The organism is Shewanella metallivivens (genome assembly GCF_028750675.1).
GTDB lineage: Bacteria > Pseudomonadota > Gammaproteobacteria > Enterobacterales > Shewanellaceae > Shewanella > Shewanella metallivivens.
Map to the genome: position 1 here is coordinate 182,952 of NZ_JAQQPZ010000004.1, position 20,533 is coordinate 203,484.

The following is a 20,533-nucleotide window of genomic DNA, read 5'->3' on the forward strand; positions in this document are numbered from 1 at the left end:
AACATTTTAAGGAATGAGTGTGAGCACTTTATCACTATCAGGTAAAAGCTTAGTTGGCCGTCTCATGCTGGCATTTTGCCTACTAGGATTGTTATTACTCATGTTAGTGAGTCTTGGTAGTGTTTCGCTTTATTGGGTAAAGCTTGCCGACCAATATTTATATGAAGATGCATTACCTGCATCAGAGGCTGCACGGCAACTGATGTTGTCCTCTAATGGTTTACTCGACAATGCTCAAGGGCTTGGGCGAGTAGAAAACGAGGCTCAACGTGCAGTTATTGGTAAAAAAATGTCCCTTGAAAGCACACATTTACTTGTGGAAATTGATCGACTTTACTCGCTAAATCTGCAAAGCAGTGACGCAAGTAAAGATAAACACCTAGCCCTATTAGCCGATGATATTATTCACGACTTATCAGTATTTGGACATCAAGTAGATGAGCGGCTAGCGTTGACGGCTCAATTGAATGATAAGGGCCGCTCCCTTGCCGAAGCCGCCAGCATTAGCGGTGATTTACTGGAAGCTGAACAAGCCGTTGTCGACTCTGCGATTTTAGCTAAGTTGAGCTTAGCATACCCTCAGGTGGTAGGAACGGAACAAAGTGCACATCTGCTAGACACAATAATAGATCAAGATCTAGATATTCGAGAACGATTGAATCGCGCTTTGGCATTGATACATCACATAGCATTAGTGGGCCAATTATTACAATCTCCAGAGCAACAGCTTGGCTTAAATAAAGTGTTGGAGAATATGGCGAGAGTGCTTTTACCCACGCCTTACATCGTTGATCCGTCGAGTCTAAGCACAAAAAATAACAATGAGAATCCAGGCTCTGTGAAAGGTGAAAAAACGAATAATCAAATAGATTTAATGCCGCTAGCCCTACTTAAAGGATTAATTCGAGATCCCGTAAGGTCAACAGAGCTTGATCAACAGTTGATTGTATTAAGTCAAGTCAATATGGGCTTACATTTACAACAACAATATGCGCAAGTGTTAGCAAAACAAAATGCTCAACTATTAATACTGACAGATAAATTAGGCCAACTAAACCAGTCTGTTGATGGTGCAATGAAAGCACAACAACTTCAGGTAAAAAATGCTCGTAATGATTTTTTACAACAACTAATGTGGGCGAAATCAGGGCTGTGGGCAACAGGTTTTTTGATGCTAATCATTATGTTACTTGTAGTTTATCGAGTTATTTATAAGGGTATTGCATTACGTCTCAATGAAGCAACCGCGGCATTGTCTCAACTCAGCCGAGGCAATACAGAAGTTATGCTTGATCCACATGGGGATGACGAACTGACTGCGATGGCATCAGCCATTGAAGCTTTCAAACAAAAAACTGCACAAAATCAAACGCTACAAACACAACTGAAGTCAACCGCATCTGAATTATTTGCCCACAAAGCCTCACTCGAAAGCACGGTGCAAGAACGTACACTCGAACTAGCAGAAACGAATCGCCGGCTCGATGCTGAAGCGAAAGGTCATTCGTCGGCAAGGGAAATGGCAGAGCGAGCTAACAAAGCAAAATCACTATTTTTAGCCACTATGAGCCATGAAATTCGCACCCCGTTAAATGGCCTTTTAGGTACCTTAACCTTGTTAAGTCACTCCCCATTGCCTCAAGCGCAAAAACAAATGTTAGCCTTATCTCAATACAGCGGCACATTGTTGCAAAATGTGCTCAACGATATTTTAGATTTTTCTAGGTTAGAGCAAGGTAAATTAACCAATGAGCCAAGGGCGATCGCGCTCGATGAACTGCTCGATGAAGTTATGGCTATTATGATAGCGGGAGCAGGATTGTCAGGCATTTCCTTATACTTAGTGCGAGATGACTTGCCTAAATGGGTTAATTTAGATGGTCCCAAATTGCGCCAGGTACTGCTTAATTTACTCGGTAATGCCATTAAGTTTACGCCAAGTGGAGAAATTCAATTACGGGTAACTGTTGTTGGTCAACATTTAACCTTTGAAGTGTCTGATACCGGTGTGGGCATTAGTGAAACGGATATAAGGCAACTGTTTGTCGCCTATGGATCACAGCCTAACCAAGGCAAAACTCGAGGCACAGGTCTTGGTTTAGCTATCTGTAAAGAACTGGTTGCATTAATGAATAATGTTGATACAACCACTCAGTGTATTTGGGTTAATAGTAAACTAGGCAAAGGTTCAACTTTTGGCTTTAATTTACCTTTGCATACTTGTAAGCAAGCTGATGAAGTCATCTGCACAGAATTACCCAAAGTGGATCCTAAATGCGTACTTGTTATTGAAGACAACAAAGTGAACTCTCTGGTTGCACAAGGTTTTTTAGCACATCTTGGTCATCAATCTATTCTGGCTGAGAGCTGCACAGAAGCAAGATCTATTTTCCGTGTCGATAGTGCTGAGCAGTTTGATGGCATCATGCTAGATATTCAACTCAGTGATGGCTCAGGGGCTGAATTATTAGTTGAATTGAAAGAAATAGCAAAAGCAGCTCAAAAAAACATCAGCATTGTTGCATTTACAGCTCAAATTCAAGATGAAAAAATTAAAACCTTAGGTTTTGATGATGTATTAGCGAAACCACTAAATATTAAGTTATTAGCCAATTGGATCGGTGATGCCAGTGACATACAGACCAAAGATAACCACAACGCTAAATTTACAACGCAAGAACCACTGACAAAGGATAATACAAGTACTATATATAATGACAATCTAGAGACGGATATTGCTCATCAGCCTTTATTAAATGAAAAACAAATTAATGAGGATTTACAATATCTAGGGGCCGATGCCGTAAGTGAAATGTTAAGGTTATTTAGTATTAATAGTACAGAACAAGTTAATAAACTGGCCAATCTCCCTGTCGATAGTAATAAACTACTTCACTCACTTAAGGGCAGTAGTGCCAGCATTGGTTTAACTAAGTTAAGCTGTTTGTGCAAACAATTTGAAAAAGATGGCTTAAATAATATTTCTTATCAGTATCTTAAGCAAGTATGGCAAACATCCCTAACCGCACTTGAACTAAAAATTAATAATAATGAGTAAATACTACATCATTACTCACTATCCAAGTAAAAGCAAAATGAGCACTCGTAGCATTCAATTTTTTCATATTTTAATACAAAGAAGTTAATGAGCAACAATATTTAAGAGGATCATCTCTGAACCATTTAGTAAACATTTCTATGATTGAACACCTGAGCTGAATAAATACTTTATGATGTAAATACAATCGATTAACCAGCTTATTAATTAGATTGCATTGTGATTGGTGCTTTGTAATTAAGTGCTTTAATGTGCATTTATTTACCGAAAGCTTGAATGAAATTAACGGTTTTTATCTGTTATCAAAATGGTGTTCATAATCCCTCCTTAGATAAGCCTAATGAATAACAACTAATTGAAATCACTAAATAACACATCCCTTAACAATGTTTACATAAACTAAACAAATCAATATAGATCATATATTTAGAAATCAGTTATTGGCTTTGGTGATACCTCTCACATTAGCTCTTAAATAGAACTTTTATCATTATTGACAGAAAATAGCACAATACAGGTACCCTCAATGAGCACAATAGAATCGATCACCTTAATGCTGGCACTGGTTTATAGTACCAGCCTGCTTTATTGGAGCGGTAAAAAATGGGGCGCACTGGTCAGCGGAACATTATTAATTGGTGCCACCCTCGCCAGTTTTTTTTGGCCTTTACTTTTAATATTATTAGTTTCAGTTTTGGTCGTAACCCTTGTAGGGCAATACCAACCGGCATTTGCCACTGCCGAAGGTAGACCCAATACCATTAGAGAGTTCAGCCAACACTTTTTTGCGCTTTCAATGTTGTTAGTAGGAGTCCAATACGCCATTAACGCTGGGTTATTGTATTCTGGAGAAACGCCTTGGTTAATGCGACCAGATGTGGGTGATGCCTTTTTACCTATTGCAGGCGGTATTGAGCTTAAAGCGATTTTAACCTTAGGATTATGGGACCAAAACCACCCTGCTGCAGTAGTGATGCTGTGTGTGGTATTGCTTACCGGTGTACTATGCAAGCGCGCATTTTGCGGCTGGGCATGTCCGCTAGGATTAGCAGGCGAGTACCTTTATAAACTCAGAAAACGCGTTATTAAAGCAGAACTATTACCACCAGCATGGTTAGATTGGCCATTAAGAATGCTTAAATACCTGCTATTAGCCGCGTTGTTTGCTTTGGTGATTTCAATGCCTTCGAACAGTATTCCGCATTATTTGTCAGGTAATTACCACAAAGTCGCCGACCTCAAAATGGCCGCCTTTTTCCTTATGCCATCAATGGTGGCGTTAATCTGCTTTGGGATGATTTTTGCGTTAGCCGCTTGGCGCCGTCAGGGATTTTGTCGTTATATTTGCCCATACGGTGCACTACTTGGCCTAGTGAGCTTTTTAAGTCCGTTTAAAATCCGTCGCGACAGCCAACATTGTTTAATTGAAACAAAAGGCATGAAATGCGACAAATGCACTAGAGCATGTCCAGCTAATATTTCCGTGCACACTCAAAAAGATATCCGCTCAGATGAATGCCAAGCTTGCATGCGCTGCGTATCAGCTTGCCCTAAAAAAGAGGCATTACAACTCAGTACTCGTAATGGTATCAACCTGTCTACCAGAGGATTATTGGTTATCTTACTTACCGTCATGTTTATGGTGCCACTGTTTGCTTACGTGGGTGGATACTGGCACAGCCAAACGCCTGATAACATCAAAATGGAGCTTATCCAAAAACTCGATCGAATCGGACATTAGCATCGAAAGCACTTTCAATAATGCTCACTTAAGAGACAATAAAAAGGGCTGCAAATTGCAGCCCTTTTATATCAATCGCTTAAACGATTATGCAGCTGGTGCCACTTTACGTTTGTTATGTGCAATCAACAAACCAATAAAGGCAACCACACCCACTGCAATACCAACAGGCTGGCTTAACTCTTGTGGTAAGCCAAAACCAATACCTGCGGTCATAATGTACGACACGGTTACACAGGTACCAATAATGGCAGGAATACTCACAATCCAATGGAAGGTGCCACGGTCAAACAGGTACTTAGTCGCTAACCACAATACACTGGTAGACAACAACATGTTTGAGAACGCGAAGTAGCGCCAGATCAAGGTGAAGTCAATCTTTGTCATAAAATACGCAATAATCAATACAGGTACAGCAACCAATAGACGGTTAGTCATACTTTGTGGGATCTTAAACGCATCGATAATGGTAAGACGTAACGATCTAAATGCAGTATCGCCAGAGGTAATTGGGAATACAGCTACAGCGATAATCGCCATAATACCACCCGCTACACCTAAGTACGTCGTGGCCACTTGGTTTACAACCATACCAGGGCCGCCCTGCGCAAGAATTTCCTTAAGCTCAACATAGCCACCTGGGAACGCAGCAATACCCGCTGTTGCCCATACACATGCCACAATACCTTCAGAAACCATTGCACCATAATAAACAGGGCGAACGTATTTTTCGTTGGTTAAACAACGCGCCATAATCGGGGCTTGTGTTGAATGGAAACCACTAATCGCACCACAGGTAATGGTCACAAATAATAATGGCCATACTGGTAATCCATCAGGGTTAGGCTCTAACAAGTCATTGTTGTAATGGCTGTGGTCAAAATAAGCAAAGACATCGCCAAACTCAGGTAACTGAGGCGCGTTAATCAACAACGCCACAGCAATAGACGTGGTCATGACAATCATTAGCAAACCAAAGAATGGATATAGCTTGGTGATAATCTTGTCAATTGGCAATAATGTCGCGAAGAAGTAATACGCTAAAATAGCTAATACCCAAAAGGTATTGTTAGCAAAAATAGTATCTTTAAAATAATCTAAGTTACTTAAAAGACCCGCCGGACTCATGATGAATACGACGCCAACAAAAAACAGCAACATTGCAGTAAACACCAGCATTGCGGCTTTGAAGTAGATGTTAAAATAGTGGCCGGCGATTTCAGGTAAGCTTTTACCGTCTTCTTTGATACTCATCACCCCAGAGAAGTAATCGTGTACCGCACCACCTAAAATGTTACCCAACACAATCCAAACTAGCGCAATCGGACCGTATAATGCACCTAAAATAGGACCAAAAATGGGGCCTACACCTGCTACGTTTAGAAATTGGATTAAAAACGCTTTTGCAGGGTGAACAGCAACATAATCCACGCCGTCGTCAAAACGTTTTTGTGGCGTGGGTAAGTTAGGGTCAATACCAGCTTGTTTCTCAACAAACGGACTGTAGAGCTTGTATGCGAGAGCTAAAAGCGCAATACAAATGAGGAAAATTAACATGGTTTTATCATCCCATTAATTATAAGAATATATTCACTGCTGAGTTTGTTGCAGTTGCTTGTATAGGTCAAGCGACTACCTATTATACTAAAGTAGGGGTTGCTAACCCAAAACACTTATCATTTTTAATGCTTTATATTTTTTTATGCTTTTTAATTAGAGGCTTAGTTATTTATATATAAAAAACCAACTCTTTGTTAAATAAGTTGGTTTTTTTACTTTATGATGATTAATCTCGCTGGAAACTCAGTTCAGTAGTCGATTCAAGCGATGCTTGGATCTCTGCTTCGGTAAATAACAGCGGACGCAATTGTTTTTGAGTCGAGTAAAACTCACTTTGATCGTTAAAGCTTGAGCTTAATGCATTACTTGATTGCGAGTAACTCAATATGCCCTTCGCAACCGGCCCATCATCGGTAAAACTGACCGTCATCATCCAGCTTGAACCATAGCGAATATGATAGCCTTGCTCAGTTAACCCAGACGCAGCCGCCTTACCCGATAACACATCCATAACAGCTGCATAACGGTGCTGCGGAATTAATGTGTCGTCGCCCGACAAACTGGTCGAAAACACATTAAAGCCGCCTTCGGCATTGTGGCTGCCCGGCCAAGGTAATTTAACCCCTGATGCCGTGCCATCGGGCAATGACTTTTCAACAAACTGCACGTCACCTAAACTGGCATCAACACTAAAACCTGCTGCTTCTAGATTTAGGGCTGCATGAGCTAATGCGACGAGCGCACTGCCATCGCTGGCAAGTGTGTTTGGCGTAGAGGCTGCATTGGTGTAATCAAATACTTGAGTCAACATAGTGTCTTGATCAAACTGATGCGCAAACTCGCGAATTAATGCCCCGCCGACACTGTCGTTATCTTGCTTGCCATTCCATGTTGTTAGCGCGGTGCAAGCTGCACTGAGGTCTTTCGACAACGTCGGACTGACAATCACAGGCGTGACGCCTTGCGCTGCACATTGCGTCAGTAAATCAGCCAATACGAGCTCTGGTAAATAAGCTCGATTAGACAATAATGCCGCTTCTAACTCTGCTAATGAAAACTTACCGTCATCACCTGCCGCATCTTCCATTAAGGTTAATCCCATTCGGGTTCGTAATGACAATTGGCCCCGTTCGGGTCCATACATGGGTGAGTAGTTCTCTAATGGCTGTGCTAAGTTAGTTGACCAAAATGAGTTATTGGAGTTTTGTACAAAATCGCTACGCTCAAGCTTAGGTGCTCGCTCATACGGCATGGGCTCACTAAAACTGAATGTTGAAGTGTTACCCGGCAATATAGTAAATCCCGCTTGTGCTTTAGCCGCAATAATCTCTGGGGTGGTTTTAAGGATACCGATAATAAAGTCAGAGAAACCCGGTACCGTTGAATCATCAATATAAAAGGCATTACCTTCTTTATCTGCATACATGGTGTTATTAAAAATCACCCCGTCATAATTTTTAAAGGCTTGCTGAAAATCATCAAGATTACTGGCTCGATTCATGGCTAACCAATGGTCGAGCGGATCTTTATTAGCCATATTGGCATCTTGGATCATAAAGGCCTGTCCGTCATCCCAACCAAAGGGAGCCAAGGTCGGCGGCGCTTCGACCATTGGACCTTTTGCTGTGGTGTAAATGTCTTTTTCGGCAACCAACATTCCCGCCGCACCCGCATTGACTAACACCGAAACGGTTTCTTTAGTGATTGGCATGGCTTCACCGTCGAACATATATTGCAATCTGTCGCCAGCCATCAGCTCAAGGTTGTACATCACAAAATGTTCAGCCGTTGAAAAGGTATGTGTCCAGGCAACATCTTTGTTAAAACCAATGTTAACTAGACCTGGCATGCCGACTAGCGATCCTCCCATCACATCAATTTGCCCAGGAATGGTTAAGTGAGACTGCCAAAAACGTAAATTACCCGTATGCGGAAAATGAGGGTTGCCCAATACCATGCCTTTACCTGTCTCGGTTTTATCTTTGCCTAAGCCCCAGCCATTGGAGCCTAAGTCACGTGGGTTGGTGTCAGGAGTCGTGATATTTGCCGCTCGAGCAATGAGCTTTTGGTTCATGTCGCGAACAAAGGCTGTTTGCACCGATGATGCTGCGGGGCCAACAATGCGCGGTAAGTACTCTTCGCCATCACCTGGGTTAGCATAAAAAATTAAGTCTAAAAAGTTTGCGGCGCCCGGTAGCAGCGCGACCGAAAATAGATAGTTAGCCACATCAACCCCTGTGATGGGTTTAACCCAAGGTTGGCCAGCACAAAAAGGCTCTGCGGTTTGCTCTCCAGCTTCAACGTCAGCTAAAAATTGATTGTAACCCGCGCTAAAACCTTCCATTAGCGCGCGGGAATTATAACTAAACTGGGTGTATTGCGTTTCAGCAAGCTCTCTGATTTTTAATGCTTTATAGGCAAAATCAGAAATTAAATTGCCGTTATCTTCGTTGGTTGGTAAGCCGGTCGAAAAGTCGATTGAGGCATGAGGGCCAAAATACATTGAACGCTCAGAATTGGCTTTAATAAACCCATCGGCCATAACACATAGATTATCTTGCGCTTGAGCGTAACCGCTACCAAAGCCCAAGCTTTCTAAGTTGTCCGCGGTAATATGTGGTACACCATATTGGGTGCGGCGGATCTGTGCCTTAAGCGCGCCATTTGGAGCAAAAGCTTGAAGAAGAGGTGTGAGTTCTGGTTCAGGTGTAGGTTGAGTGGTTTTACTGAAGTCGGTGTCATCGCCACAGCCGACAATAAAAATCGTCGACGCCACGCCCACCGCAAGCAGGAGTTTATTGAAATCCATTATTATTATCCTTGTTGTTACCCAATATCTGGGTGAGGTATTTAATCCTTTATGCCTCAATCTATGTCGTCTATACCGATAACCCCAGTCATCGCAAACCTGTAACATAAATACAACAAAGACATCTATGATATTTAATCAATCAATCAAATGTCTGTCTACCTTTAATCATTTTAATATGCTAGAAAGCTTTATTTGGTCGCAAATAATCCCAAAAACATAATACATCTTCGAACTCACAGGGTAGATTACTTGCTAAGTAAAAAGTATGATCAATGTTATTCCAATTGTTAACATTGCAGCACGGTTTACGCTCAACCATCCAGAGGAATTACATTGAAAATTGACACAAAACTGCTATTAATGATGCTCGTTTCACCTCTGGCAATGGCAGAAGAACCGCTTAACGATTTAGACCTAGATCTTGACTCATTAATGGCAATGGATGTTCAAGTCACTTCAGCAATGAAACGGGCCCAATCAGCATTTGATACAGCTTCTTCAATCTATGTGTTAACCAAAGAACAAATTATCCGTTCTGGTGCAACGTCGATCCCTGAAGCCCTCAAAATGGTTCCTGGTCTTGCGGTTAGGCAGCTCGATAATAACCAGTGGGCCATTACATCACGCGGTGTCGCCTCTCGTTTTTCCGCCAAATTATTGGTGATGATTGATGGGCAGAGCTTTTATACCCCCAAATTTGCTGCTGTATATTGGGAAACCTTAGATGTACCGCTTTACGACATTGAGCGCATTGAAGTCATACGCGGTCAAGGCGGTTTATTGTGGGGCAGTAATGCTAGCAATGGGGTAATTAACATTATCACTAAAAACAGTATCGATACCCGTGGTGTCTATGCTGATTTAAGCAGTGGATCGCAAATTAATCACGATGCTAACTTACGCTATGGTGGTGATATTGGTAATCAAGGTAGCTTTCGAGTTTATGGCCATGTTAAAGATGGTGACGAGTCAGACAAAGGGATTTCGCTCGCTCCCTCCGATTATACTGAACAATATTCATTAGGGGCACGATTTGACTTTACCCCTAACGATGAATGGTCAGGGCTAATCCAAGGCAATATTACAGAGTCGACGTTAGGGCAAAACTTTCGTGGTGTCATTGACGAAACCAATCGTAATGTGTCTTTTTCTGGCCATTTAGATCGTACTGACTCGCGTATTATGGCGCGAATAGAAAACCGAATTTCAGACGATGCTAACCAAATGCTACAAACCTCTTGGTTAAAACAATCGGGCAGCCAAACCTTTCTACAAGAAGATTTTTCATCATTTGATATCGATTACCAAATGAACTTTTTGTATGGCGATCTTAAATTCGATTGGGGATTAAATTACCGCTATAACGATATTTCATTCGCTGAAAGCTCCTTTGTGCGCAGCGATGGTGGCTACAATACTTTAGAGCAATACGGCGCGTTAGTTCAGGCGCAATATACTATAATTGACAATAAGTTAGACGTTATTCTCGGTGCCAAAGTCGAGCATAACGATTTAACCGGTTGGGAAAACCAACCCTTGGCTAGATTGGTCTGGAAATTACAACCAAACCAGGTGTTATGGACATCGATATCTAAAAGCGTCCGTGTGCCCTCGTTAATTGAATTTAACGACGACTTTACGATTGACGGCCAACGTGTAGAAGAAGTGTCTCCTATCACCACTGGTATTGACATGATAGACACTTACTACATCAGAACATATCTAAACGGTAATAATGATGTAAAGTCTGAAGAATCAACATCATATGAATTAGGTTATCGTTTATCTCAAGGAGACTGGGGCGTAGATTTATCGATTTATCATACTGAAGTGAGCGACGTATTAGCGGTTGAAGTTGATGCCAAATCAGAACAATTTCTGCCCATTTTTGCCTTATTACAACAAGGTGAAATTGAGCTGGCGATGCAAAGCCTAGCCAGCACATCAATAAACTTCGATTTAGTGTCAAATGCCGAACTAACCACTAACGGTGGTGATATTATTTTAACTTGGCAGCCCACCGACACCTTCAACGCTGAAGTAGGTTACAGTTACAATACGTTCAATTATGACCTAGCAGAAAACACCTTTGAAGCCATTGGGTATGACTCAACCAGCCGTCAACTCTTCGCCAAAACAGATATACAATTGTTTGAAAACCATCGTTTATTTTCCTCATTACGAGTCGAAAACAGCGATGCCTATAACACTGATAACTACACAGTATTAGACTTAACATGGCAATGGGCATTTCACCCAAATTGGTCTGCTGCTGTGATGGGGAAAAACTTATTTGCCGGTTCTCATATCGAATACAGCAACGCTGGAGAAACCTATACTTTACCAAACTACATCGATGAAAGCGTGACCTTTAAATTAACGGCTAAATTTTAATAGAGCTAATACCCATGATTAAAAAATGGCTTTTGGGTTTACTGATTTCGCTTTGGCTTATTCCAAGCCAAAGCGTGCGCGCTATTGAAACCGAAAATGCACTAAAGGCCGGTTTTTTATTCAATTTTGCCCGTTATAGTGAATGGAGCCGCGCTCAAGACACCCAAACTGAGTTTGTACTTTGCAGCCCAGATAATCACTTTATCGATGTCGCTTCAGTGGTTTTAGCCAAAAGAATGGTTAACCATTTACCGATTCAAAGTAAAGCCGTTAACCTAACAGAAACTGATTTAAGTCAATGCCAAGTCTTGTTTATCACCTCTGACACTCTGTTGTTATGGCAGGCAGCAGAGTTAACAAAGCTAAACAACATCATGGTGGTCGGAGAAACAGAAGACTTTATCGAGCAAGGCGGTCATATTCGGTTCTTTTTATCGGGTGGTAAAATTCGTTTTGAAGTGTCACCCGCTAAACTCACTCAAGCCAACATCAACATGAGTTCGAAAGTATTACGTCTTGGTCGAGTGGTGGATAATTAGCACTATGAAGAACATTTTTAGCTTAAACACCATCAGTAAAAAGTTACTCTTCATTTTGATGAGTGTTGCACTTGTTTCAACGGTAAGTGTCACCTTAGTTTTTAGTGCTTATGAGCTTACCTCTGCCAAACGTGAGCAAGTACAAAGCTTACAAAGCCTATCGGAGATGCTTTCACCTAACGTCACCGCGGCAGTGTTATTTGATGACCAAGACACAATTAAAGAACTCATTAAACCTGTACTGCTTCGCGCTGATATTTTATCTGTCAGTGTCACCAACATAGAAAACCAAGTTTTAGTACAATTGTTTGCCAAAAATATCAGCCCAGACAATCTAAACAACAATACAGATCTCACTAACATATCCACCCCATTGTCTTTGGATAATCAAGGTTATGGTTATTTAACCATTATTGCTAATGACAGTTACATCAACGATAGGATTGCATTTTACATTAAGTTTTTGTTGTTTCTATTACTCTCCACCTTTGCAGTCAGTTTGTTTTTGTCAATATTGCTACAAAGAAAATTTTTGAGCCCGATTTTATACCTTGCTGAAACAGCAGAAAAAATCACCACATCACATGATTATAGTTTGCGGGCAAAACAACACTCCAAAGATGAAATCGGCCAGTTGACCACGTGTTTTAACAGTATGCTAGACACCATTGAGCAGCGTGAAAGCGTACTTGAAAGCCAAGTAAAATCTCGTACTGAAGAACTTGAGAATGCCAATATTCAATTACATGAGTTTGCATACCAAGACGGTTTAACCAACCTACCCAATAGGCGCTATTTTTATAAAAAGCTACAGTCTCTGCTAGATATCGACGACATGCATTTTGCATTAATTTTCATTGACCTTGACGGCTTTAAAGAAATTAACGACACATTAGGCCACGATCACGGCGACTTACTGCTACACCAGGTGGCAAAGCGCTTACGTAACTGTGTTCGAGGTAACGATACCGTCGCGAGACTCGGTGGCGATGAGTTCACCTTAATTATTGAAGGTATTAACGATGTAGAGCGAGCCAGTGAAATCGCTCAAAAGGTCAAACAAAGCCTAATGCAATGTATCACCATCAACGGTGCACAAGTCTATGTCACTGGCAGTATTGGCTTAACGTTTTACCCGGCCGATGGGCGCAGTGTTGAGGATTTAGTTAGGCATGCGGACCAAGCCATGTATTTATCAAAGAGTAAAGGTCGTAATCGGTATGAGTTTTTCTCTTATATCATTGAAGAACAAGCCATTGAGAAACGCAAAATCATTGAAGAAATCCGCGTAGCGCTGAGAGAAGATCAGTTTGTTTTATATTACCAACCCATTTTTGACCTAGACGGTATTAATGTCAGCAAAGCAGAAGCGCTGATCCGTTGGCAGCATCCTCAACATGGATTAATAGGCCCTAATGAGTTTATCCCCATCGCGGAACAAAACGGCCTGATAGAAGATATTGGTAACTGGGTTAGAGACCAAGCAATTAATGATGCCGCTCAGTGGTATTATATGTCGGGACAGATTTTACAAGTGAATGTTAACAGCTCACCCATGCAATTTGATCGCGCCGGACAATGGGTAGACGACTGGATTTTAGCCTGCAATAAACAAGGTTTGCCAAGAGACACTATGGTGATTGAGGTCACTGAAAATACCTTAATGGATCCTGACTCTCCCATCCAACAACAAATGCATCGGTTGAAGCAGCATGGAATCCACATTGCCATTGACGATTTTGGCGTGGGTTACTCATCTTTAGCTTACTTACAAAGGCTAGACATCGATATTTTAAAAATCGATCGCTCGTTTATTCAGCACATGGAAACCAACGAAAGTAGCATTGCCTTAGTCAGAGCGATTATTACCATGGCCAGTCACTTAAAAGTAAAAGTGGTTGCAGAAGGTGTTGAAACCAAAGGACAACACCAAATATTACAGCAATTATCCTGTGATTATTTACAAGGGTATTTATTCGCTAAACCTATGACAGCTAAAGACTTTACACAAACCTACATAAAGCCTTTAACTGCTCAAGCTGTACTGTAAGGTTACTTATCGATTAACATCAACAACCACGCGGCCTCTTACCTTACCTTCCATTAATTGATTGGCCACATTAACCGCCTCAGCCAAACTGACTTCCTTGACGATGTCATCAAAAAGGGTTGGCTCAATAATCTCTGCCAAACGTTGCCAAGCTTCAACACGATCCGCAATTGGGCGCATCACACTATCAATACCGGCTAAGGTCACACCACGTAAAATAAACGGTGCTACACTCGCAGGTAAATCCATTCCCTGTGCTAAGCCACAAGCAGCTACAGTTCCGCCATAGCGGGTGCTAGCACATACATTCGCTAATGTGTGACTACCGACAGAATCTACCGCACCAGCCCAACGTTCTCTCGCTAAAGGACGACCTGGTTCAGATAGCGTTGCTCTATCGATAATCTCACTGGCACCCAGTTTTTTCAGATAATCGCTTTCATCTACACGACCCGTTGACGCAACAACGGTATAACCTAGTTTAGCTAAAATAGCGATGGCAAAACTGCCAACCCCACCATTAGCACCAGTCACTAAAATTTCACCTTTATCTGGCGTAACACCATTTTTTTCAAGGGCGATAACACACAACATTGCGGTATAACCTGCCGTCCCAATCGCCATCGCTTGACGTGGAGTAAACGCGCTTGGCAGTGCAATTAACCAATCACTTTTTAAACGTGCTTTAGTCGCGAGTCCACCACAATGGGTTTCACCCACACCAAAACCATTTAACAACACAGTATCGCCAGCACTAAATTTATCACTGTCGCTTTGTTCAACAATTCCCACTAAATCGATACCAGGCACCATCGGAAAACTACGAACAACAGGTGCTTTACCCGTAATAGCCAGTGCATCTTTGTAGTTTAATGTACTGTAAAGTACGTTCACGGTCACGTCGCCCTCTGGCAATACAGACTCGTCAATATTTTTAACGGTAGTGCGATAACCTTGGTCATCTTTTTCAATTAGCATGGCGTTAAACATGATTTACTCCTAATTTAGACTGATCGTCTATTAATAGTTAAAAAATTTTTACGTGTACAACTATTTTGGTAAAGCTGCGATAAATAAGTCGCAAAAATTATCCAGCGGTGTGCCACTCTCAACTAGCTTTGCGCGGCTCACAGCACCTTCCCAACCCACCCAAAAGTTCTCTGCTAGTAATTGGCAGTTAGCATCAGTAGCAATTTGCCCATGCAATACCGCATCCTCAAGGCATTTGGCTAAGCAATTTTGCCAGCTGGCAAATATGGCTATCAGTTGCGGCCTAAAACTCTCTGGTAGTGCCCCGACTTCTTGCCCTAAATTCCCGACCAAACAGCCTCGTTTAAAATCATAGCGAGTCATCCCCGCTTTAGCATCTGCCACAAAATGACGGATCCGAGTTAACGGTAGGTGAGTGTCATCGTAAAGATGGTTGGTTAATTTAGTTAAGAAGTAATCTGCATAATTTTGCAATACAGCCTGACCAAATGCTTCTTTACTGGAGAAGTAATGATAGAAAGAGCCTTTAGGTACCCCCACCTTTTTTAAAATAGGCTCAATACCCGACGAGGCAAAGCCTTGCTCGGTAAGCTGTTCAAGGCCGCTTCTAATAAGTGCAGCCCGAGTATCTGGATTTTCTCGAGATACTTTTGGTGGTCGACCTCTACGAGGTTTGGCGTTATGTTCATTCATTAACCACATATTAGACCGAACGTCTATTAAATAGCAATGTTCTATATCAAAATCATGCAATGGTGCAATAAAACAGACGGTTTTGTGATTTACCCGCGTCTCATCTTTCACTCTATTGATACTCATATCACGACCAAATCATTACACCTCAAATAATTTGACGCAAAATAATTTTAGGTCTAACAACATTATATTTTCAGCTTAAAGTGGACATCCTCGACACCAAGTAGCATCGATAAAATCGTGTTCATTTGCCGCAAAATCGGCGAGCTAGCCCCTTTGAAAAAACAAATCCAACCAATGAACTCGGTATTAAAAAGTCAGTTTTATCATCATAAAAGCGAATAACGACCAAAAATACCAATCGATTAGAAAAAACATTTATAAAAAATAATGCGCCGCTTGCCCCTATAGGCTATGGGATGCGGCCCAACACAATGACTCTAACATCCTCAAAAACCTGTGCTTCATCTTGCATTAGATTGGAATTAGACAGGCAAATAGTGTTAATATAATTAGACCACTAACTAATTTAGTGGTTTTTTTATTGCTATTTTTTAACTATTTATTGCTAACGCCAATATTTACTTGCTCAGGAGGGCACAATGTCGACAGACATTCAGACAGAAGAAAATCTCATCACACAACTTTGGCATAAATCAGTTTCAAAACTTACCTATGCGACTCAACTACTGTGCTTATTTGCCATATTAAGTACCTATCTCTTTGTCATGTTGAAACCTAATGGGATTCAAAATAACAAAGCGTTAGGAGGCCAGTAGTTCATGCATTATTTAACGTATGTCTCATTAGCCATTTATTTCATCGTTATGCTTTGCATTGGTCTGTTTGCTTTTAAGAAGTCAACCAGCGATGTGTCTGGTTACATTCTTGGCGGCCGTAAGGTGAGCCCACAAGTCACAGCATTGTCTGCAGGCGCATCTGACATGAGTGGTTGGATGTTAATGGGTCTACCTGGCGCAATGTTTTTAGTGGGTTTTGAAACCCTCTACATTGCAATTGGCTTATTAATTGGTGCCATGGTTAATTACCTATTAGTTGCGCCCAAACTAAGGGTTTACACCGAAGTGGCGAATGACGCCCTGACGATCCCTGAGTTTTTTGCCAAACGCTTCCATGCTCCAAACAGTAATATCCGTATTATTGCAGCGGTTATTATTGTTATCTTTTTTACGCTATACACCTCTGCAGGCTTAGTCGCAGGCGGTAAATTATTTGTGTCAGCGTTTGATCTCAATTATGAGCTAGGTTTAATCGTCACCTTAGCGGTCGTGGTGTCATACACCTTACTCGGTGGTTTTTTAGCCGTAAGTCTGACTGACTTTGTTCAGGGCTGTATTATGTTTGTCGCTTTAGTCTTGGTGCCTGTTGTGGCATACCAAGAATTTTCTAACGCCGAGAAAATGATGAACTTTGCTTATGAGTCAATTCCGCATTTTTCTGAAGGCATGCAAAACGTCACCATGTTGGGGTTAATCTCTAGCTTGTCTTGGGGTTTAGGCTACTTTGGCCAGCCACATATTATTGTGCGTTTTATGGCGATTCGTTCAGTATCAGACATTAAAGCCGCTCGCCGAATTGGTATGAGTTGGATGACGGTAACGATTGTAGGCGCTCTTGCTACCGGTCTTGTAGGGATTGCATACGCAAACAAATTCGACATGAAATTAAGCGACCCAGAAACCATTTTCATTGTCTTCTCAGAATTGTTATTCCACCCTTTGATCAGCGGCTTTTTATTAGCAGCGATTTTAGCAGCAATCATGAGCACAATTTCATCACAGCTTTTAGTGTCTTCTAGCTCTTTAACTGAAGATATCTACCGTGTTGTTTCAAAGAAAGAAGCAACCGAGCAAGAAATGGTGAAAATGGGCCGTTTCGGTGTTGCAGGCGTTGCGATTGTGGCCAGTTTATTAGCGCTTGATCGCTCAAACAGCATTTTATCGTTAGTGAGTAATGCATGGGCTGGTTTTGGCGCGGCATTTGGTCCTCTTGTATTGTTTAGCCTTTATAAACACAACCTCACCCACAAAGCAGCCGTTGCAGGTATTGTCTCAGGTGCAGCTACCGTCCTATTTTGGATATATGCCCCTGTACTTGCCGATGGCAAAGCACTGTCTAGCTTAATGTACGAAATGATCCCAGGCTTCATTGTAAGCAGTGTGGTTATTTGGGTAGCAAGTGCATTAGATACTGACCCTTGTAAGAAAACAGTTGATACCTTCCACGAAGCCGGCCGCGTATTAGCTGAGCAGAAATAATTAAGAGGATATGATGTCAACTTCACATTGGAAACGCATTGTCGTTAAAGTGGGCAGTGCACTAATTGCGCCTCATGAACAGGGCTGTAGCAGTCATTATTTATTGGGAATAGCCCAATTTATCGCAACATGTCGCGCCCAAGGTTGCCAGGTCGTGCTCGTGTCATCGGGTTCTGTTGCAGCAGGGAAACACCATTTTTCTGATGTTGCAGATCCGAGTGTTTCACTTAAAAAAGCCATGGCCGCAGCAGGTCAAGCCGACATGATGGCCACATGGGACAAGCTATTCGATTTTGCATCTGCACAGTTACTAGTGACGCATGGTGACTTACGTGATCGTGAACGCTACGTCAGCATTAAAGACACCATCTTTACCTTGCTAGATCATGGCTTGCTACCCATCATCAACGAAAACGATGCAGTAACAACCGATAAATTACGTGTTGGCGACAACGATAATTTATCGGCCATGGTCGCAGCAGCCGCTGATGCTGATGCGTTGATTATTTGTTCAGACGTGAAAGGGTTGTATACCAAAAACCCTAATTTGCATGATGATGCCAAACTCATCAAACAAGTCAGTGATATCAACCCAGATATTTATGCCATGGCAGGAGGGGCAACCAGCAGCGTAGGTACTGGTGGAATGCGCACCAAAATCCAAGCGGCCGAAAAAGCCATTTCACATGGTATCGAAACCATGATTGTTGACGGCTTTGATGCAGATACCTTTAACCAACTTCTGAAAGGTCAAAATCCTGGGACTTTATTTACCCCGTATGACGAACCCATGCAGGAACATTTACATTGGATGACTCATACCTCTCAAGTACAGGGTGAATTAATTGTCGAAAATGACTTTGACAACGACCTAGAAAAACAAAATTCGCAACTGACCAGTGACGATGTAGTCGCCGTAAAAGGTAACTTTTCCGTCGGTGATACCATTTTAGTGCGTAAAGGCGATGGCACTAGATTGGCAAAAGCCAAATCAAATTACAGCAGTTGCTTACTTCATTTTATTTCTGATCAAGAAGACCGAGAATTTGCCAATAACGCGCAGCAAAAAACCGGCCCTTTAATTTCAGACAAGAACATCGCCATTTTGGAGAAAACATGAGCTTAATAAAGACCTTATCTCAAAATGCAGCCATTGCAGCACAATCACTTGCCATTTTAGACGAGCAAGTAAAAAACACCATATTGCTCGACATGGCGCGTGCGCTACGTGCGCACAGTGATGAAATTATCAAGGCTAACCAATTGGATTTAGCCAATGCAGAAAGCGCCAACATGGGCTCAGCAATGTTAGATCGGTTAACACTGAACAACGACCGCATTGAATCAATGGCTTCGGGGATTGAAACTGTAGCATCACTGCCCGACCCTGTCGGTATTGAACGCGATTTAGGTGACAGACCCAATGGCTTAAGTATTCGTAAAATGCGCGTACCATTAGGTGTTGTATGTATGATTTACGAAGCACGTCCTAATGTTACCGCAGATGCTGGCGCCTTATGCTTTAAATCAGGTAATGCGGTTATTTTACGTGGAGGTAAAGAAGCGTTGCACTCAAGTAAAATGATTGCCTCTATTTTACAAAAAGTGCTCGAAGTGTATCAGTTACCTCCGGCGCTCATTACTGTAGTGCCCGATCCTGATCGCGGCTTAATGATGGAGCTCATGCAGCAACGTGATTATATCGATGTGATTATTCCACGTGGCGGTGAAGGGTTAATTAATTTTGTCACCGACAATAGTAAGGTGCCGGTTATTCAGCACTTTAAAGGTGTTTGCCATTTATATGTTGATAAGGATGCCGATCTTGAGATTGCAATGGCATTATTACTCAATGGTAAAACCCAGCGTACCGGCGTATGTAACGCGCTAGAGGGATTGATTGTCCATAAAGATATTGCAACAGCGTTTTTACCAAAAGTAGCGCAAGCATTAGCTGAACACAAGGTAACGATTAACGCATGTCAGCAGGCAAAATCATACTTTGACGCTTGCAAGGTCATGAATAATGATGACTTTGGTCAAGAGTATTTAGACCTCGAAATTGCCATTAAGCAAGTGGATGACTTCGACGGCGCCATTAACCATATCCGTCGTTTTGGTAGCCACCATACTGAGGTGATTTGTACTCAAAATGACGTTACTGCCGCACGTTTTCAACGCACGGTAGATGCCTCTGTAGTAATGGTGAATGCATCATCTCGCTTCTCTGATGGCAGCGAGCTGGGTCTTGGCGCTGAAATTGGTATTGCTACCAGCAAGCTGCATGCTTACGGTCCTATGGGACTAGAGTCACTCACTACTGAAAAGTACCTGGTGAGTGGTGTCGGTCAAGTACGCGCATAATCTTATTTAGCTTTAGCGTCAGCGAGTTAGATCATTGACGAATATAAGTT

The 20,533-nt window shown here is 41.9% G+C and carries 12 protein-coding genes; 8 read left to right on the forward strand and 4 right to left on the reverse strand.

Features of this window, described 5'->3' with window-relative positions:
- Positions 1-13 precede the first annotated feature (13 nt).
- Both torS and PQR79_RS07770 read left to right on the forward strand, forming a co-directional pair.
- A complete protein-coding gene (gene torS, locus PQR79_RS07765; RefSeq protein ID WP_438270809.1) occupies positions 14-3,058 on the forward strand; it encodes a TMAO reductase system sensor histidine kinase/response regulator TorS in 3,045 nt (1,014 codons plus the stop codon).
- 526 nt (positions 3,059-3,584) lie between these two features.
- A complete protein-coding gene (locus tag PQR79_RS07770; protein WP_238106700.1) occupies positions 3,585-4,799 on the forward strand; it encodes a 4Fe-4S binding protein in 1,215 nt (404 codons plus the stop codon).
- 87 nt (positions 4,800-4,886) lie between these two features.
- Here the strand turns inward: PQR79_RS07770 and PQR79_RS07775 are convergent, their stop codons facing one another.
- On the reverse strand, positions 4,887-6,356 hold the full coding sequence (locus PQR79_RS07775) for a carbon starvation CstA family protein (protein WP_238106699.1): 1,470 nt from the start codon (positions 6,354-6,356) through the stop codon (positions 4,887-4,889).
- 229 nt (positions 6,357-6,585) lie between these two features.
- Positions 6,586-9,168 (reverse strand): acylase, encoded by a 2,583-nt coding sequence (locus tag PQR79_RS07780; RefSeq protein WP_238106698.1) that lies wholly within the window; start codon positions 9,166-9,168, stop codon positions 6,586-6,588.
- A gap of 336 nt (positions 9,169-9,504) precedes the next feature.
- Here PQR79_RS07780 and PQR79_RS07785 point away from each other — a divergent pair, with 336 nt between their 5' ends.
- The 3 genes from PQR79_RS07785 to PQR79_RS07795 are packed head-to-tail and all read left to right on the forward strand — an operon-like array spanning position 9,505 to position 14,154.
- Positions 9,505-11,565 carry a TonB-dependent receptor plug domain-containing protein gene (locus PQR79_RS07785; RefSeq protein WP_438270810.1) on the forward strand — a complete coding sequence of 687 codons (2,061 nt, stop codon included), beginning with the start codon at positions 9,505-9,507 and terminating at the stop codon, positions 11,563-11,565.
- A 14-nt stretch (positions 11,566-11,579) separates the two neighbouring features.
- A complete protein-coding gene (locus tag PQR79_RS07790) occupies positions 11,580-12,104 on the forward strand; it encodes a YfiR family protein (RefSeq protein WP_238106697.1) in 525 nt (174 codons plus the stop codon).
- Positions 12,105-12,108: 4 nt separating this feature from the next.
- A complete protein-coding gene (locus tag PQR79_RS07795; protein ID WP_238106696.1) occupies positions 12,109-14,154 on the forward strand; it encodes an EAL domain-containing protein in 2,046 nt (681 codons plus the stop codon).
- A gap of 6 nt (positions 14,155-14,160) precedes the next feature.
- On the opposite strand, the gene acuI is transcribed toward PQR79_RS07795, so the two are convergent.
- Both acuI and acuR read right to left on the reverse strand, forming a co-directional pair.
- A complete protein-coding gene (acuI, locus tag PQR79_RS07800) occupies positions 14,161-15,144 on the reverse strand; it encodes an acrylyl-CoA reductase (NADPH) (protein WP_238106695.1) in 984 nt (327 codons plus the stop codon).
- A gap of 60 nt (positions 15,145-15,204) precedes the next feature.
- On the reverse strand, positions 15,205-15,837 hold the full coding sequence (gene acuR / locus PQR79_RS07805; RefSeq protein ID WP_238107197.1) for an acrylate utilization transcriptional regulator AcuR: 633 nt from the start codon (positions 15,835-15,837) through the stop codon (positions 15,205-15,207).
- Between the two features lie 785 nt (positions 15,838-16,622).
- Between acuR and putP the strand changes: the two genes are divergently transcribed.
- From putP to PQR79_RS07820, 3 genes are read left to right on the forward strand one after another with little or no spacing between them, the layout of a single operon-like run.
- On the forward strand, positions 16,623-18,119 hold the full coding sequence (putP, locus tag PQR79_RS07810) for a sodium/proline symporter PutP (protein ID WP_238106693.1): 1,497 nt from the start codon (positions 16,623-16,625) through the stop codon (positions 18,117-18,119).
- Positions 18,120-18,132: 13 nt separating this feature from the next.
- A complete protein-coding gene (gene proB / locus PQR79_RS07815) occupies positions 18,133-19,239 on the forward strand; it encodes a glutamate 5-kinase (protein ID WP_238106692.1) in 1,107 nt (368 codons plus the stop codon).
- Positions 19,236-20,483, forward strand: a complete 1,248-nt coding sequence (locus PQR79_RS07820) for a glutamate-5-semialdehyde dehydrogenase (RefSeq protein ID WP_238106691.1) — start codon at positions 19,236-19,238, stop codon at positions 20,481-20,483. Before proB ends, PQR79_RS07820 begins: the two co-directional genes overlap by 4 nt.
- Positions 20,484-20,533 lie beyond the last annotated feature (50 nt).

What these genes read in the sequence shown, in the direction of transcription:
- torS (WP_438270809.1), top strand. Translation starts at nt 14, where the DNA reads ATGAGTGTGAGCACTTTATCACTATCAGGTAAAAGCTTAGTTGGCCGT.
- acuI (WP_238106695.1), bottom strand. Translation starts at nt 15,144, where the DNA reads ATGTTTAACGCCATGCTAATTGAAAAAGATGACCAAGGTTATCGCACT.
- PQR79_RS07820 (WP_238106691.1), top strand. Translation starts at nt 19,236, where the DNA reads ATGAGCTTAATAAAGACCTTATCTCAAAATGCAGCCATTGCAGCACAA.
- proB (WP_238106692.1), top strand. Translation starts at nt 18,133, where the DNA reads ATGTCAACTTCACATTGGAAACGCATTGTCGTTAAAGTGGGCAGTGCA.
- PQR79_RS07775 (WP_238106699.1), bottom strand. Translation starts at nt 6,356, where the DNA reads ATGTTAATTTTCCTCATTTGTATTGCGCTTTTAGCTCTCGCATACAAG.
- putP (WP_238106693.1), top strand. Translation starts at nt 16,623, where the DNA reads ATGCATTATTTAACGTATGTCTCATTAGCCATTTATTTCATCGTTATG.
- PQR79_RS07770 (WP_238106700.1), top strand. Translation starts at nt 3,585, where the DNA reads ATGAGCACAATAGAATCGATCACCTTAATGCTGGCACTGGTTTATAGT.
- acuR (WP_238107197.1), bottom strand. Translation starts at nt 15,837, where the DNA reads ATGAATGAACATAACGCCAAACCTCGTAGAGGTCGACCACCAAAAGTA.
- PQR79_RS07790 (WP_238106697.1), top strand. Translation starts at nt 11,580, where the DNA reads ATGATTAAAAAATGGCTTTTGGGTTTACTGATTTCGCTTTGGCTTATT.
- PQR79_RS07795 (WP_238106696.1), top strand. Translation starts at nt 12,109, where the DNA reads ATGAAGAACATTTTTAGCTTAAACACCATCAGTAAAAAGTTACTCTTC.
- PQR79_RS07780 (WP_238106698.1), bottom strand. Translation starts at nt 9,168, where the DNA reads ATGGATTTCAATAAACTCCTGCTTGCGGTGGGCGTGGCGTCGACGATT.